General features: G+C 72.5%; 13 protein-coding genes and 3 riboswitches. Of the genes, 5 read left to right on the top strand and 8 right to left on the bottom strand.

What is annotated here, in order from left to right; translation table 11 throughout:
• The first annotated feature begins 156 nt into the window (after window positions 1-156).
• From ACZ42X_RS01255 to ACZ42X_RS01240, 4 genes are all read left to right on the top strand, one after another.
• Window positions 157-1,173, top strand: a complete 1,017-nt coding sequence (locus tag ACZ42X_RS01255; protein WP_468282868.1) for an iron ABC transporter substrate-binding protein — start codon at window positions 157-159, stop codon at window positions 1,171-1,173.
• A 1-nt stretch (window position 1,174) separates the two neighbouring features.
• On the top strand, window positions 1,175-2,764 hold the full coding sequence (locus ACZ42X_RS01250; protein ID WP_468282865.1) for an ABC transporter permease: 1,590 nt from the start codon (window positions 1,175-1,177) through the stop codon (window positions 2,762-2,764).
• Complete coding sequence (locus ACZ42X_RS01245; protein ID WP_468282862.1) at window positions 2,761-3,837, top strand: ABC transporter ATP-binding protein; 1,077 nt, start codon at window positions 2,761-2,763, stop codon at window positions 3,835-3,837. Before ACZ42X_RS01250 ends, ACZ42X_RS01245 begins: the two co-directional genes overlap by 4 nt.
• A 283-nt stretch (window positions 3,838-4,120) precedes the next feature.
• Window positions 4,121-5,110 carry a ferric reductase-like transmembrane domain-containing protein gene (locus ACZ42X_RS01240; RefSeq protein WP_468282859.1) on the top strand — a complete coding sequence of 330 codons (990 nt, stop codon included), beginning with the start codon at window positions 4,121-4,123 and terminating at the stop codon, window positions 5,108-5,110.
• On the opposite strand, the gene ACZ42X_RS01235 is transcribed toward ACZ42X_RS01240, so the two are convergent.
• The 8 genes from ACZ42X_RS01235 to ACZ42X_RS01200 all read right to left on the bottom strand — a co-directional run bounded on the left by ACZ42X_RS01235 (window position 5,095) and on the right by ACZ42X_RS01200 (window position 13,514).
• Window positions 5,095-5,913, bottom strand: coding sequence for an ABC transporter ATP-binding protein (locus ACZ42X_RS01235; RefSeq protein WP_468282856.1), 819 nt, complete (start codon window positions 5,911-5,913; stop codon window positions 5,095-5,097). The genes ACZ42X_RS01240 and ACZ42X_RS01235 overlap by 16 nt on opposite strands.
• A gap of 38 nt (window positions 5,914-5,951) precedes the next feature.
• Window positions 5,952-7,061: a FecCD family ABC transporter permease gene (locus ACZ42X_RS01230; protein ID WP_468282853.1), complete on the bottom strand. Its 1,110-nt coding sequence runs from the start codon at window positions 7,059-7,061 to the stop codon at window positions 5,952-5,954.
• A complete protein-coding gene (locus ACZ42X_RS01225) occupies window positions 7,058-8,107 on the bottom strand; it encodes an ABC transporter substrate-binding protein (protein WP_468282850.1) in 1,050 nt (349 codons plus the stop codon). The genes ACZ42X_RS01230 and ACZ42X_RS01225 overlap by 4 nt, the downstream gene beginning before the upstream one ends.
• 30 nt (window positions 8,108-8,137) lie before the next feature.
• Window positions 8,138-8,323: riboswitch (cobalamin riboswitch) on the bottom strand.
• Window positions 8,324-8,384: 61 nt separating this feature from the next.
• Window positions 8,385-9,134 carry a class I SAM-dependent methyltransferase gene (locus ACZ42X_RS01220; protein WP_468282847.1) on the bottom strand — a complete coding sequence of 250 codons (750 nt, stop codon included), beginning with the start codon at window positions 9,132-9,134 and terminating at the stop codon, window positions 8,385-8,387.
• Window positions 9,103-10,377, bottom strand: a complete 1,275-nt coding sequence (locus ACZ42X_RS01215) for an MFS transporter (RefSeq protein WP_468282844.1) — start codon at window positions 10,375-10,377, stop codon at window positions 9,103-9,105. The genes ACZ42X_RS01220 and ACZ42X_RS01215 overlap by 32 nt, the downstream gene beginning before the upstream one ends.
• Window positions 10,370-11,599, bottom strand: a complete 1,230-nt coding sequence (locus ACZ42X_RS01210; RefSeq protein ID WP_468282841.1) for an ATP-grasp domain-containing protein — start codon at window positions 11,597-11,599, stop codon at window positions 10,370-10,372. Before ACZ42X_RS01210 ends, ACZ42X_RS01215 begins: the two co-directional genes overlap by 8 nt.
• Entirely contained in the window at window positions 11,596-12,618 is a 1,023-nt protein-coding gene (locus tag ACZ42X_RS01205; RefSeq protein ID WP_468282838.1) for a cysteine synthase family protein, read from the bottom strand. Before ACZ42X_RS01205 ends, ACZ42X_RS01210 begins: the two co-directional genes overlap by 4 nt.
• Window positions 12,615-13,514: a GHMP family kinase ATP-binding protein gene (locus ACZ42X_RS01200; RefSeq protein ID WP_468282835.1), complete on the bottom strand. Its 900-nt coding sequence runs from the start codon at window positions 13,512-13,514 to the stop codon at window positions 12,615-12,617. Before ACZ42X_RS01200 ends, ACZ42X_RS01205 begins: the two co-directional genes overlap by 4 nt.
• Before the next feature lie 204 nt (window positions 13,515-13,718).
• Window positions 13,719-13,958: riboswitch (cobalamin riboswitch) on the bottom strand.
• A gap of 88 nt (window positions 13,959-14,046) precedes the next feature.
• Window positions 14,047-14,230: riboswitch (cobalamin riboswitch) on the top strand.
• Between the two features lie 103 nt (window positions 14,231-14,333).
• On the opposite strand from ACZ42X_RS01200, the gene ACZ42X_RS01195 reads away from it, so the two are divergent.
• Window positions 14,334-15,041 carry a (2Fe-2S)-binding protein gene (locus tag ACZ42X_RS01195; protein WP_468282832.1) on the top strand — a complete coding sequence of 236 codons (708 nt, stop codon included), beginning with the start codon at window positions 14,334-14,336 and terminating at the stop codon, window positions 15,039-15,041.
• Window positions 15,042-15,141: the final 100 nt, after the last annotated feature.

Genomic DNA, 15,141 nt, shown 5'->3' with positions numbered 1-15,141 from the left:
CCGAGTCGTTATCAAAGTCCGGCTTGACCATTAGGTTAGCTTTACCTTATCAATGCCATATTCACGGGTTTCCCCGGTAGATCTTCGTCGCCCGTCCCCCTCGCGCGCTTCCCCCTCGCGGCGGTCACGGGCACGGCAAGGAAGGCATCACTCCCTATGCGCCGCCCCTTGGCCCGCACCCTGACCGCGCTCGCCGCGGCCGCCATGATCCTTCCGCTCGCTGGTTGTGGAAGTGACGAACCGGCAGGGCTCGTCATCTACTCCGGGCGTAACGAGAACCTCGTGAAGCCGCTGATCGAGAAGCTGGAGAAGCACCTCGGCACCAATGTCGAGGTCCGCTACGGCGACAGCGCCGAGCTCTCCGCCCAGCTCCTGGAGGAAGGCGACAAGACCGAGGCCGGGCTCTTCCTCTCCCAGGACGCGGGCGCCCTCGGCGCGCTCTCCAAGGAGCAGCGCCTGGCCCCGCTCCCGAAGGCCACGCTCGACAAGGTCGCCCCCGCCCACCGCGGTTCGGCCGGCGACTGGACCGGCGTCAGCGGCCGCGTCCGGGTGCTCGCGTACCACCCCGAGCAGGTCCCCGCGCCCCCGAACAGCGTCCACGAGCTGGTCAAGCCGGAGTGGAAGGGCAAGATCGGCTTCGTGCCGACGAACGCCTCCTTCCAGGCGTTCGTCACGGGCATGCGCGTCCTGGAGGGCGACGAGGCCACCCGCGCCTGGCTCAAGGGTCTGAAGGCCAACGAGCCCAAGGTGTACGAGGGCAACCTCAAGGTGCTGGAGGCCGTCGACAAGGGCGAGGTCTCGCTCGGCCTGGTGAACCACTACTACTGGTACGAGCAAGCCGCCGAGAAGGGCGCCGACAAGCTCAAGGCCAAGGTGCACTACCTGCCCAAGGGCGACCCCGGCGGCCTGGTCAACGTCGCCGGCGCCGGCATCCTCAAGGGCACGGACGACAAGCAGGCCGCGTACGCCCAGAAGGCCGTCGACTACCTGCTCTCCACCGAGGCGCAGACGTACTTCGCCGAGGAGACCAAGGAGTACCCGCTGGCCGCCGGGGTGAAGCCGGCCGAGGGCGTGCCGCCGCTGGAGTCCCTCCAGCCGCCGAAGATCGACCTCGGCAAGCTGGACTCGCTCAAGGAGACGCTGGCCATGCTCCAGGACGTCGGACTGGTCTGACGTGACCTCACCGGATGCCCCCGTCCGGACGCGTCGTGAACCCCGCCCGGCAGGTGCCCCCGTGCCCGCCGGGCGGAAGGCCGTCACCGCCCGGCCGCCGTGGGTCCTCGTCGTCCCGGCCTGCCTCGCCGCCGCCGTCGCGGTCCTGCCGCTCGGCTACCTCGCCGTACGTGCCCTCGAACGCGGCCCGGCGTTCGCCTGGGACGTCATCGCCGACGAGCGGACCGGACAACTCCTCCTGCGCAGCCTCGGCCTGACCGCGACTGTCGTCGCCGCCTGTCTGGTACTCGGCATCTCGCTGGCCTGGCTGACCGTCCGCACGGCCCTGCCCGGCGCCCGCGCCTGGTCCGTGCTCGTCACACTGCCGCTGGCCGTTCCCAGTTACGTCACCGCGTTCACCTGGCTGTCCGCCGCGCCCTCGCTCGCCGGCTTCACCGGCTCCGCCCTCGCCCTGACGCTCGCGACCTTCCCGTACGTGTACCTGCCGGTCGCCGCCGCGCTGCGCGGCACCGACCCCGGACACGAGGAGGTCGCCCGTTCCCTCGGCCGCGGCCCCTTCCGTACGTTCCTCAGCGTGACCCTGCCCCAGCTGCGCCCCGCCGCCGCCGGTGGCGGACTCCTCGTCGCGCTGTACGTGCTCTCCGACTTCGGGGCCGTGTCCCTCATGCGGTACGACACCTTCACCCGCGGCATCTACACGTCCTACCGGGCCAGCTTCGACCGCACCCCCGCCGCCGCACTCAGCGCCGTACTCGTCCTCATGACGGTCCTCCTCGTCGCCGCCGAGACCCGCACCCGAGGCCGCGCCGGCTACGCCCGTACAGGCACGGGCACCGCACGCCGGGCGGTCCCGGCCGCCCTCGGCCGACTGCGGACGCCCGCGCTCGCCTGGTGCGCGGCCGTCGTCGCGGCGGCCGTCGGCTTCCCGCTCGCCACCCTCGGCTACTGGCTCGCCGTCGGCTCCTCCGCGACCTGGGACCCCGCCACCCTCACCACCACCGCGCTCACCACCCTCGGCGTCGCCGCCGCGGGCGCCGCGCTCACCACCCTGCTCGCCCTCCCGGTCGGCGTCATCGCCGCCCGCCACAAGGGCCGGCTCGCGCACCTCCTCGAACAGGCCGCGTACGCGGGCCACGCCGTCCCCGGCATCACCGTCGCCCTGGCCCTCGTCTTCTTCGCGGTCAGATACGTGCGGCCGCTCTACCAGGAGACCCCGCTGCTGATCTGCGCGTACGCCGTGCTCTTCCTGCCGGTCGCGGTCGCCGCCACCCGTGCCGCCGTCCTCCAGGCCCCACCCGTCCTGGACGACGTCGCCCGCTCCCTCGGACGCACCCCCTTCGGCGTGCTGCGCGAGGTCACCGTCCCGCTCGCCGCGCCCGGCGTCGCCGCGGGCGCCGCCCTCACCTTCGTCGTCTGCATGAAGGAACTCCCCGCCACCCTCCTCCTGCGCCCCACCGGCATGGACACCCTGGCCACCCGACTGTGGACGGAGACGGGCAGCGGCTCCTTCGCCGCCGCGGCCCCGTACGCCGCCGCCCTCATCCTGCTCGCCGCCATCCCCTCGTACCTGCTCGGAAGGCACCGCACATGAGCGACCCGGACCCGAACGACCTCCAGGTCAGCGGAGTGGTCAAGGCGTACGGCCCCGGAGCCACCGTCCTCGACGGCCTCGACCTCACCGTCCCCGGCGGCTCCCTCGCCGCGGTCCTCGGCCCCTCCGGCTGCGGCAAGACCACACTGCTCCGGGTGATCGCCGGCTTCCTGCGTGCCGACGCGGGCACCGTCACCGTCGCAGGCAACACCCTCGCGGGACCCGGCGTCCACCTCCCGCCCGAGCGCCGCCGCATCGGCATCGTCCCCCAGGAGGGCGCGCTCTTCCCGCACGTGAACGTGGCCCGCAACGTGGCCTTCGGCCTCACGGGCACCGACCGGAAGACACGTGGCCGACGCGTGGAGGAGATGCTGGATCTCGTCGGCCTGAGTGGCTACGGCGACCGCATGCCGCACGAGCTGTCGGGCGGCCAGCAGCAGCGCGTCGCCCTGGCCCGCGCCCTCGCGCCGGAGCCCCATCTCGTCCTGCTGGACGAACCGTTCAGCGCCCTCGACAGCGGCCTGCGCGGAGCCGTACGGGCGGAGGTGCGGGCCGTGCTCCGGGCCAGCGGCGCGACCGCCCTCCTCGTCACCCACGACCAGCAGGAAGCCCTGTCCACGGCCGATGTCGTCGCCGTCGTCCGCGACGGCCGCGTCGCGCAGTGCGCCGCCCCTGAGGACCTCTACCGGCGTCCCGCCGACCCCTGGGTGGCCGCCTTCGTCGGCGACACCGTCTTCGTCCCCGGCACGGCCGACCGGGAGACCGCCACCACGCCCCTCGGCCGCATTCCGCTGGCCGCCCCGTCCGGCCTGAGCGAGGGTCTTGTCCTCCTGCGCCCCGAGCAACTACGCCTCGTCGACGACCCGGCCGCGGCAACGGCCCAAGGCCGCGTGACCGACGTCCGCTTCTTCGGCCACGACTCCATGGTCGCGGTCGCCGTCGACGGCCTGGACGAACCAGTCGACATCCGCGCCGCCGGCCCGCTTCAGGTCCGCCCGGGTGGGCTGGTCGGCATCCGCGTGACGGGTAAGGGGACGCTGCACGCGCGTCCTTGCCGGCCGGATGCCGTCTGAACGGCACGGGGAACCTTCGACCATGGAGGACAGGACCTGGTCGAGGCGCCCGGAGCGATGGTGACACATCCGTACCGAGGAACGCGGCGTCGAGCAGGGCATGCACACGAGGAGGGCGACGCCGGCGGCCGAGGGATCACGTGGAGTGGTCCCCGGGTCGGGCGGCGCCCAGGTTCTCGGATGGTCGTTCTGGCCGATTCACCCCTCGGCAACTCCCGTCCCTCCCGCCACACTTGGAGGGGCGCAGGATCTTGCTCGTGACCATCGCCCGAAAGGCCGGCGGATGCAGCCTGAAGTCACGTCGGACCCCGAGGGTGTACGACCCGCAACACAAGCGCCGCGCCGCAACGGTGGTCGCGTCCCGCTGCGGGCCGACCTACGAGCCGCCGTTCCCGATGCCGCCGCCGCGCTGGGCGTCACGGCGGCCGTGTTCGCGTTCCTGTACGCGCGGATGAGCTCCGGGGCCTCGTCCACGGTCGCGGTCATGCCGTTCATGGACGACCCGAACACGTACTGGATGTATCTCCTCAGCCAGGCGTTCGGCTGGTCGGGGCTGCTGTGGGCCTGGGGCACGGTCATGCTCGGGCTCCTGCTGTCGGGGCCGGGGCCCGGACGCCTGCACGTTTCCCGGACCGTGCTGGAGCGGTGGCACCGCACCACCAGCTTGACCACGATGGCGTTGATGTGCGCGCACGCGCTGATGTTCGCCGCTGAACTGGTCCGGTACGAGACCGGGTTGGCGTGGGCGGAGCGGTTGTGGGCGGCCTTCGCGGACAGCTTCGTGCCCGGCTGGTACGACTCGGGGACGGGGAAGCTGGCCATCCCGATCGGTCAGGGCGCCCTGTACCTGGCCATTCCGCTCGGTCTGTTGTTCTACGTCCGGCACCGCATCGGCCCGACGACCTGGCGCCGACTGCACCGGTTCGTCATCGTCGTGTACGTGCTGAGCGTCTGGCACACGCTGCTGTACGGGACCAACGTCTGGTACGGCGAATGGCCCCGGACCGTGCTGTGGCTGCTGCAACTGCCCGTCGCCGCCCTGCTTCTGCTACGGCTGCTGCGCCCCGCCCGTCGGGCCGAGCGCCTGGGTGCGCCCGGCGGACCGGGTGGACGGACGGCACCGAGCTGGACCGTCCGGGCCCTCGGCAGGCTCGCCGCCGCCGCCGTGGTCGTCGGCATCCTCGCCGTGGTGGTGACCGGCCATGACGGCGGCCGGACACGCCCGGCGCCCGAGCGGCCCGTGACGGCGCCCCACGATCACGAGCCCGAGTGACGCTCGGGCAGGAAGGTCACCTGGGGCGCGCCGGTGCGCGGATGGACGACCACCTCGCTCGCCACGCCGTACACGTCCTCCAGCAGCTTCGGCGTGAGCACCTCGGCCGGAGGTCCTGACGCGGTCACCTCGCCGTCGCGCAGGACGTAGAGGCGATCGCAGTAGTAGGCGGCGAGGTTGAGGTCGTGGAGGGCCACCAGGACCGTGGCGGGGAGCTCCCGCAGGATGCCGAGGACGTCCAGCTGGTGGCGTATGTCGAGGTGGTTGGTGGGCTCGTCGAGCACCAGGAGTGAGGGCTGCTGGGCGAGGGCGCGGGCGATGAGCACCCGCTGGCGTTCACCGCCGGAGAGGCGGTCGAAGGGGCGTTCCGCGAGGTGCGCCGCGTCGACCGAGGCGAGAGCCGACTCGATGAGAAGCGCGTCCTCGGCCGTGTCGCCGTCGAGCAGTCGCTTGTGCGGAGCACGGCCCATCGCGACGACGTCCCGTACGGCCAGGTCGAAGTCCGCGCCCGTCTCCTGCACCACGGCGGCGAGCCTCCGGGCCAGTTGGCGCACCGGCAGCGACCAGGCGTCGTGGCCGTCCACCCGGACACACCCGGCGTCCGGACGCAGCACGCGGTACACGGCGCGCAGCAGACTCGACTTGCCGCTGCCGTTGGGGCCGACGAGACCGATCACCTCGCCGGGGCGGGCGGTCAGGGAGACATCCCGCACGAGGTGGCGGGCACCGGCGCTGAGCGTGACGCCCTCGACGGCGAGCTCGCTCGCGGACGAGGACGAGGACGAGGGCGGGGCCGAGGTCATGGTCGGCCTCGAGGTCATGGCCGAGGCCCGGTCCGGGATCATGCCACTCCTCGGTCGGTGTTCCGCCGGGCGTCCCGGCGCATCAGCCACAGGAAGAAGGGCCCGCCGCACAGCGCGGTGAGGACTCCGACGGGGATCTCCATGGGCGCGGCGATCGTGCGGGCGGCGATGTCGGCCCAGATGAGGAACACCGCCCCGCCGAGCGCGGCCGTCGGCAGCACCCGGCGGTGGTCGCCGCCGACGAACAGGCGCACGATGTGCGGCATCATCAGCCCGACGAAGCCGATCGGGCCGGCCGCCGCCACCAGCACCCCGGTGACCAGCGACAGCAGGACGAAGGTCCGGGCCCGGAAGCGGGCGACGTCCAGGCCCATCGTGGTGGCCGCCTCCTCGCCCGCCAGCAGCAGGTTCAGCGACCGCGCCTGGACCAGCAGCACGCCGATGCCCAGCAGCAGTGCCGCGCCCGGCAGCCACAGGGTGGCCCACTGCACACCGCCCAGGCCGCCGAGGGTCCAGGCGAGGACCGCCCGCGCCTCGTTGCCCCGGTCCGAGGTCAGCAGCAGCACGTCCATCACGGCCGTGAGCACCGAGGCGAACGCCACCCCCGACAGCACCAGACGCACCGAGGTGATGCGGCCGCCGGACCGGGCCGTGGTGTAGACGAGCAGCAGGGTGAGCAGGGCCCCGGCGAACGCCGCGACCGACAGCGACACCGGCCCGAACAGGCTCACGCCGAAGACGATCACGGCGACCGCTCCCAGGGACGCGCCCGATGACACCCCCAGCAGGTACGGCTCCGCGAGCGGATTGCGCACCAGGGCCTGCATGGCGGTGCCCACCACCGCGAGCCCCGCGCCCGTCACCGCTCCGAGCAGCACCCGTGGCGCCCGCACGTCCAGCACGATGGTCTCGCGCGCCCGCGACCAGGTGGGCTCCGCCCAGTCGGCGCCCAGCGCCTGCGTCACGATGCCCCACACCTCGCCGGGCGGCACGTGCACCGAGCCGATGGCCATGCCCGCCGTCATGGAGGCGACGAGCAAGGCGCCGAGGACCACGAGGGTGAGGGCGAAGGCGCGCTCCCGCTCCCGGGGCCGCTGGACGGGGGCCGCCGGGAGCGCGGCCGGCGGCGCCTTCGCGGGGGCCGTCACCGGAACCGCTCGGGGTGCAGCGCGCGGGCCAGGTCCTCGACGGCGTACGGCGGCCGGACGCCGACCAGGGTCGCGGTGAGCGGCAGCACCACGAACCGCTTGTTCTTCACGGCGGGTACGTCGGCGAGGGCGGGCTGGGAGAGCAGGAACTTCTTCTTCTGCTCGACGCTTCCGGCTCCCGCGTAGTCGTAGACGGCGATGACCTCGGGCTTGCGGGCGACGACCTGCTCCCAGGACGCGTCGCCGAAGACCTCGTCGAGGTCGGCGAAGACGTTACGTCCGCCGGCGAGCCTGATGACCTCGGTGCCGAGGCTCTTGCCGCCCGCGGTGAACGCCGCCTTGTCGCCGCTGTCGTACACGAAGACCGGCACGGCGGGCGCGCCCTCGACCGCCGCGGTGGTCCGCGAGATACGTCCCTGGAGGTCGGCCACGAGCTTGTCGGCCCGGTCGCGCACACCGAAGATCGAGCCGATGGTGCGGATCTCGTCGTACGTGTCCTTCATGGACACCTGCTTCTTCCCGCAGTACTCGCGGTTGAGGTAGGTGTCGATGCCCGCGTCGGCGAACGCCTTGCGGGAGCGCCCCTCGTTCTCGGCGAACGCGCTGCCGTAGCCGCCGTAGACGAAGTCCGGCTCGGCCTCCAGGACGTTCTCGAACGACGGCTCCTTCTTCGCCAGCTCCGGGATGGCCTCGAAGTCCTTCCTGTGCTGCGGCAGGACGGCCGAGTCCGGGAAGGCCGTGCCGACCATCCGGTCCTTCAGCCCGAGGGCCAGCATCAGCTCGGCGGGGTGCTGGTGGATGGTGACCACGCGGGAGGGAGGCTTGTCGTACGTCGTGCGGGTACCGCAGTTGTCGATGGTGACCGGGAAGCCCTGGGCCGAGGACGCCGCGGCCTTCGGGTCGTCGGCGGAGTCCTTGGCGGCCGTGCCGGAGCAGCCGGCCAGGAGCGTCGCGGACAGGGCGAGGGCGGTGGCAGCAGCACGCAGGGCGCGGCGGCGCGGCCGGGAAGAGGGGGAGAAAAGGGGACGGGGCGTGCCGTCGTACACGTAAAGCCTCCTGGGGAGTCCGCGCTCCTCGGAACGGGCCCGCGACAGGCCAGTGTCCTGACTCCCGGATCGACGTTCCCCCCGGCCTTCCCGCGCGCGCTGCGCAGTGGCCTTGTCGAAGGGTTCCACTCCCCGGTCACAGTGGCGGGACCGTGCCGGATTCGCACCGGCTTCCTGTTCCCGTCGCGGCTGATGACCAGGTGATATTACGTTCCTTTTGGTCAGGGGTGAAAGGGCGCGTGGCCGATTACCGCGCGCCCCCGGCGCGGCGCGCGTGTCACCCGGTGCGCACGGCCCGCAGGATCAGCCGCTCCGCGTCCTGGTCGTACGGGCGGCCGTCGAAGCCGCCGAAGATCCCGATGTCTCGGAAACCCGCCTCCCGCGCCATGCGCCGCAGCTCCACGGCGCTGTAGACGAACCACACCAGGCTCGCGCGTGTCACGCGGTCGCCCCGGACCAGGACCCAGTCGCTGCGCAGCCGGGCCCAGTCGTCCAGGACGGTGTCCGTCTGCACCAGCAGGTCGTCACCGCGCTGGACGACCTTGGGCGGCGTGACCTTGCGCGCCAGCAGCTCCTTTCCGGCCACGTCCAGGACCAGGGTGCCGCCGGGCGTCAGGCAGTCGTGCATGGTGCGCAGCACGCGCGCGTTGTCGGCCGGGTCCTCGAAGTAGCCGAAGGACGTGAACATGTTGAGGACGACGTCGAAGCCGCCGGGCGCCGCGTAATCCAGCACGTCGGCCTGGACGTACGTCGGCGTCACCCCCGCCTCGGCCGCCAGCTTCCGGGCCCGGTCCAGCATCCCGTGGCTGAGGTCCACACCGGTCACGTGGAAGCCCCGGCGGGCCAGCGGCACGGTGAACACCCCCGGTCCGCAGCACAGGTCCAGCACGCGCGCCCCGACGGGGAAGGACAGCAGGGGCGAGGTGCCGAGCAGCTCCTCGGCCTGCGCGTACCGCTGCTCGGAGAAGAGGAAGTCATGGAACTCGGTCCAGAAGTCATCGTCCTGGAATCCGCCGGTGTGCGTCATCGGGCGTCGGTGTTCCTTCCGTGTCGTCGTCGAGGGGAGAGGGCACCGCGTCCGCGGCCCCGGCCGCGTGGCGCAGTGCGAGCAGCAGCGGGGGGAGGAGCAGGCACTGCGCGGCTGCCACCAGCCAGAACCAACCGGGTTCCCCGGAGCGTTCGCCGAACCCGTACAGCTGCCCGCCGAGGAGGCCGCTGGCGCAGGCGCCCAGTCCGGCGGCCAGCCGCTGCTGCCCGAAGACCACGGCGTCGGAGCGCGGGCTGCGGCGCAGGGCCTCCAGGTCGTTCTTGAGGAACAGCACGATGTCGCCGAGCGTGATCAGCGCCCCGCCCGCGAGGAGCGCCGCCTTGGTCCCGATCGCCAGCACCGCCAGCCCGGCCGCGAGCCCCGCGAATCCGGCCGCGAGGGCCAGGGCGTACGGCATCTTCCGGATCAGCCCGGAGGCGAGCGGTTGGACGACGATGACCAGCAGGAAGCAGACGAGCAGCACCACGCTGTAGAACTCGCTGGAGGCCCGCTCCACGGCGTACACGGCCAGATAGTGCTGGAAGTGGAAGTAGAGGTAGAACGCCAGCGCGTTGGCCGCGAACGGCAGCACGGCGACACCCGACAGCAGGCCCTGCCGTGGGACGTCCGCGCCCTCTCGACCAGCCCCGGCCGCCGGCAACCGGACATGGCCCGCCGTCACCACCACGAACAGCGCCGTCACGGCGAGGAACAGCGGGCCGGGCGACGACAGCACGAAGGGTCCGGCGATCAGCGGGCCCACCGCCATGCCGGCGTTGAGCGCCGCGTTGCCCGCGGACAGGAACGCCGGGCGCCGTCCGTCGTCCACGCCGTGCACCAGGTACGCCTTGTTGGCGGGGAGGTACAGAGCGGCGCCGCAACACGTGAGGATCAGTGCCGCCACGGCGAGCGGCGGCCAGCGCAGCGCGGCGAGCAGGCCCATGAACCCGGCCGTACGGATCAGCAGGGCCCACACCATGGTCCGCCGCAGCCCGAAGCGGTCGGCGAGCGCCCCGCCGACGATGCCGCCCGAGAACTGCACGAGGGACGCCACCGCCAGCACCAGCCCGACCGCGCCGAGCCCCATCCCGAGCCGCTCGTGCAGGAACACCGACATGAAGGGGAGCACCATGAAGCTGCCCAGCGGGATCAGGAACGAGCTGAGCAGAAGGAAGCGCAGCGGCCCGGTCAGCGTCGACAGCGCGCCCCGCAGGCTTCCGCCGATGGCGTGCCGCTCAGTCACCGGCCCTGTCCGCCCGTTCCGGGAAGGGCTCGGTGAGCACGCGTACGGCGTTGGCTGCGGCCACCGCGCGGTGCGTGGCCAGCTCGGCCGTCTCACCTTCCGCGTAGACGATGCCCGCGTAGCCCCGGCTGTCACCCAGGTGCTCGATGGGCGCGCCGATGCCCTTGACCGGATACCAGGTCGGGAACCCGGGCATGTCCGTCAGCCGGTCGAGCCCCTCGACGCCGGTGAACACCCCGGGCCGGCGCGGATAGCCGAGGACGAAGGCGACGGCCGGACCGCCGGGCAGGTCCGCGTCCATGAGGCTGGGCCGGCGGCCGAGCGCCGCCTCGACCATCGCCTCGTACACGTTGACGCCGAGCGCCCGGCACAGGCCCTCGCCGACGAGAGCGCCCCCGATCCTGGGGTTGACCTCCACCACCTCGGGGCCCGCGGTGGTGAGGACGAACTCCACGTGGGCGAAGCGGTCGGTGTACCCGATGGCGGCGAGGACCTCGTCCAGCCACCGCTCCAAGCCGCTGTGCCGTTCCTCCGGGAACGCGACCGGGAACGCCGTGATCTCCTCACGGAAGTGCGGCTCGGGTGACATCAGCCGGCTGGAGACGCCCAGCAGCCGGGTCTGCCCCGCCCAGGTGAGGGTCTCGGCGCTGTACACCGGGCCGGAGAAGTACGGCTCGGCGAACAGGCGGCCCGTCAGACGCCGCCCGGCGGCCTCGCGCAGTGCCGCGTCCAGTTCGGCCTCGTCGCGGACGAGCCAGACGTTCTGACTGCCGGTGCCCGCGCTGTCCTTGAGGATGACCGGCAGCGCCACCTCGCCGCGCGCCGCCGCCTTCGGGGCCTCGACGGCACGCGCCCGCGTCAGCCCCGCCTCGTACAGCCGGTCGCGCACGGCGGCCTTGTCCCGGGTGAGCCGCAGGACCGCCGGGTCGAGGCCGGGCAGACCGAACCGTTCCGTCAGCTCGGCGGCGACCAGCGTCCACGTGTCGGTGGAGCTGATCAGCCCCCGCAGCTCCGGCGTACGGGTGAGCAGGCCGGCCACCCGCTCCGTGTCGAAGGTGTCGGTCGTCACGACGTCGAGCGCGCCGGCCGGGAGCCGCTCCAACTCGTAGGCGTAGTACGACGGATCGCGGGTCAGCAGCCGCAGGCGCTCGCCGAGGGCGTCGGCGGCGCGCACGAGGTGCCCCAGCCCGAACGTGAGGGATTCCAGACAGACCAGGGTCACGCGGCGGCCTCCTTCCAGTGCGGAGGGCAAGTGGTACGGTTCCAGGCCATCGTCGACCACGGCATGCGCATCTCCTCGGCGGACTCCACCTCGAACGGCTTGAGCGCCGCGGGGTCGGGGGCCTCGGCGTGCCGGGCATGGACGTGCTCGACGTAGCGGTGTCCGGTGTCGGCGCCGATCACCAGCAGGAGCCGGTCCGGATGGCGACGCGCCTCGTACGTGGCGGCCAGGTACGCGGCGCCCGTGGACAGGCCCGCGAAAACGGCGTGCTCGCGCAACAGGGCGACCGTCCCCGACATGGCGTGGGTGAAGTCGAGCCAGTGCAGGCCGTCGTAGAGGTGGTGGCGTACGTTGTCGAAGACGATCGACGAGCCGATCCCGGCGATGATCGCGTCCGGGTCGTGGTGGTCCTGGCTGCCGAACGTGACGCTGCCGAACGGCTGGACACCGACCAGCCGCACGGACGGGTCGCGGCGGCGCAGGTGTTCCACGAGACCGCCGGTCGAGGCCCCGGACCCGACGCCCCCGACCACGGTGAGCGGACCGTCCGGCACCGCCGCCGCCACCTGGTCGGCCACCTCCCGGTAACCCAGGTAGTGGACGCCGTCGTGGTATTGGCGCATCCAGTGCGCGTCGGGCCGCTCGGCGAGGAACCGCCGCACCCGTCGTACGCGTAACTCCTGGTCCAGCTTGAGGGTCGGCGACGGGCTGACCTGGTCCACGGTGGCGCCGAGGATCTCCAGCTGGGCGAGGGTGGTGGTGTCCACGGTGGTGGACGCCACGATGTGGCAGCGCATGCCGTAGCGATGGCAGGCCAGCGCCAGGGCGTAGGCGTAGATGCCGCTGGAGCTGTCGACGAGGGTCTGCCCGGGGCGGACCGTGCCCCGGTCGAGCAGATGGCGGACGGCGGCGAGCGCCGAGTAGATCTTCATCGACTCGAAGCGGATCAGCACCATGCCGTCGGTCAGCCGGACCAGGTCGGGCGTTTTGAGGGCGTCGGCGATGTGGGGGTGTATCACCCGTAGCCTCCTTGGGCGAAAGAGCACTGGTGGCCGAGCGAGTGGAAGAAGGCGGACAGGTCGTCCTTGACGGAAGGGGCGGGGCGGCGGGCGAAGAGGTAGCCGATCAGGGATCCGGTGTGCGCGACGAACACCCCGTCGGCCCCGAACTCCTCGCGGTGCGCGAGCACGGCGTCGAAGGACCGTTTCGGCAACGCCTCCTGGGACAGCACGGCACTCGTGGTCGCCGCCCGGGCCACGGCCGCGGGGTCATGGCAGGCGAAGCCCTTGAGCAGGTCGGTCAGACATCGCTCGTACTCGTCCGCACGCCGTCGGTACTGCCGCAGCAGGACCGGCGTCACCGCGGCCGTGTCCACGGTGCCGGGCTCGGTGACGAACGCGGTGTGAAAACCGACCCCGGTGCCCAGTCGGCGCACCACCCTGTGCCGGGCGCTCAGATAGAGCGCGAACTCGTCCAGGAAGACGCTGTCGGCCCGCTCGATCGCGGACAGGATCCGCATCACCTCGCCGGGGTCGTAGGGCAGGGAGAAGACCCGGAAGAGGCACCGCAGCGTCGCCACGACGTCGGCCGTCGAACTCGCCATGCCCACCCCCACGCGCAGATCGCTGTGGGCGCTCCAGCGGCCGGGCGGCAGCGTCAGACCGAAGCGCTCCAGGAAGAGGTGCGCGGCCAGTACCGACTTCTCGCCGAGAGGCGGCGGGCCGGGCGACGCCGTCCCGGAGGTGAAGTACACCCAGGAGTGCCGGTCCACCGGGAACGACACCAGGGCGATGTCCGCCTCGGCACCGGGCCGCGCGGGCCCCTCCCGCAGCGGGCCCTGGTAGAGCTCGCCCAGGGTCCCGTGACACACCCCGGAGAAGGTCCGCGTCGGGGCCCGGTTCGTGAGCGTCAGCATCGTCGGCCGTGTGACGGCCGGGCCTGGCCGGTGCGGCGGCACGCCCGGCCGCCGTGTGCCGTGGTCACGTACGTGTCCTCCCTCGTCTCCCCGGGCCCGAGGAGGATCGCGGGAAGCGAGGTGGCGGTCGCGGCGCGTACGCGTGCGCCGATCCGCCTGCACCGCCGACCCAGCCCTCGAGGTCACCGTGAACAGCGTGTGCGTCACCGCACGCGCGCAGTGGCAGGTCTTCGGACTCGTGGGCTCACCGGCCGGCCGGTTGTTCGTTCCGGCGGACACGTACACCTAATGGCCGTCGCTTCCCGGGCCCCTGGATGGGGCCCAGTGCCGTTGACGGCGTTCGTTCCCACTCACCGCTGCGGGACAGTCCCGGAATCGCACCGGGTTCCCTCTTACGACGCGCCACCGGGACGGGGGCGCGAACCGACTGCGGTCAGCAGCGTAGAGGCGGCCGGTCGCGGCGCGACAGGGCACCGCCCGCAGTTGTCCGGTTGTGGTCGGTGACACAGGGTGAGGGCCTGGCATGGGGTGCGCAGACTCTGGGATGCTGCGTCCGGCAAGCGACGGCGGAACGAGGAAGCCGGTGAGATTCCGGCACGGTACCGCCACTGTGTAGGGGGAGCGAACCCGCCACGGCCACGGCCCAGTCGAGGGTCCGGAAGGCCGGGAGAGCGTCGATCCCGAGTCAGGAGACTCACGCCGTCGCACCTCGACGTACCGGGGCGGATCTCCCCGAGAGAGGACGGTGGCACTCGTGTGCCCACGCGCATGTGACGGCTGGTCACCGCCCGCCGGTCCAATTGGCCAGGCGGTACGTACATGGTGACCACGGAGGTCCTCGACCGGGTCACGGCCATCGGGCCCTACTTCGCCGTGCCCGGCGGACCACGCACCGACGGCGGAGACTTCCGCCCGCTCACCACCCTCTACACGGACCGCGGCGCCCTGTCGGCGTACGTGGCGGAGGTGGGCCGCCGGCTCGGCACCGACCAGCGGCGCGTCGCGGCCTCCACCCTCCACATCGGGACCGCCGCACGCCTCTGGTCCATCGCCCTGGCCACGGCGGCGCTGACCGGCCGCGTCCCCGACCTGTCGCCGGACCGGCTGTGGTGGCGCACGCCGCCGTCCGGCCCGATCGAGCTCTGGCTGCCCGAACCGGCCGCCCTGCCCGAGCAGGACATCCCCGACGCCCTGCACCGGACCGTCCTCGCCGACAACCTGCTGCCCCTCGGCGACGCGCTGCGCCGGCACTTCGGACTCTCACCGAAGCTGCTGCCGGGCAACACCGCATCCGCGCTGACCGGCGCCGTACGCGTGCTGCTCCAGCGCGCCCCGGACGCGCCTCACCCGCCGCTTGCGATCGCCGCCGCCCTGCTGCGACGGGAACCGCTCGCGAGCGCCGGCACCCTCACCACCGAGCCGTTCACCTACCGCCGCCGCAGCTGCTGCCTCTACTACCGCGTCCCCGGCGCCGGATACTGCGGCGAGTGCGTCCTTCTCACCCACAAGGAGCCACGCCCCGCTTGACCACCCCGAGCCGGCCGACGCCCGCCTGCGGGAACCGGCGGACTCCTCCCTACGACGAGCTCGGTGTGAGGTCCTCGGTGGCGAGAACGGGAGGTCCGGC

Source organism: Streptomyces sp. NPDC030862, from assembly GCF_055571835.1.
Note: the sequence above shows the minus strand (reverse complement) of the source record. Positions and strands in the feature narration are given on the sequence as shown.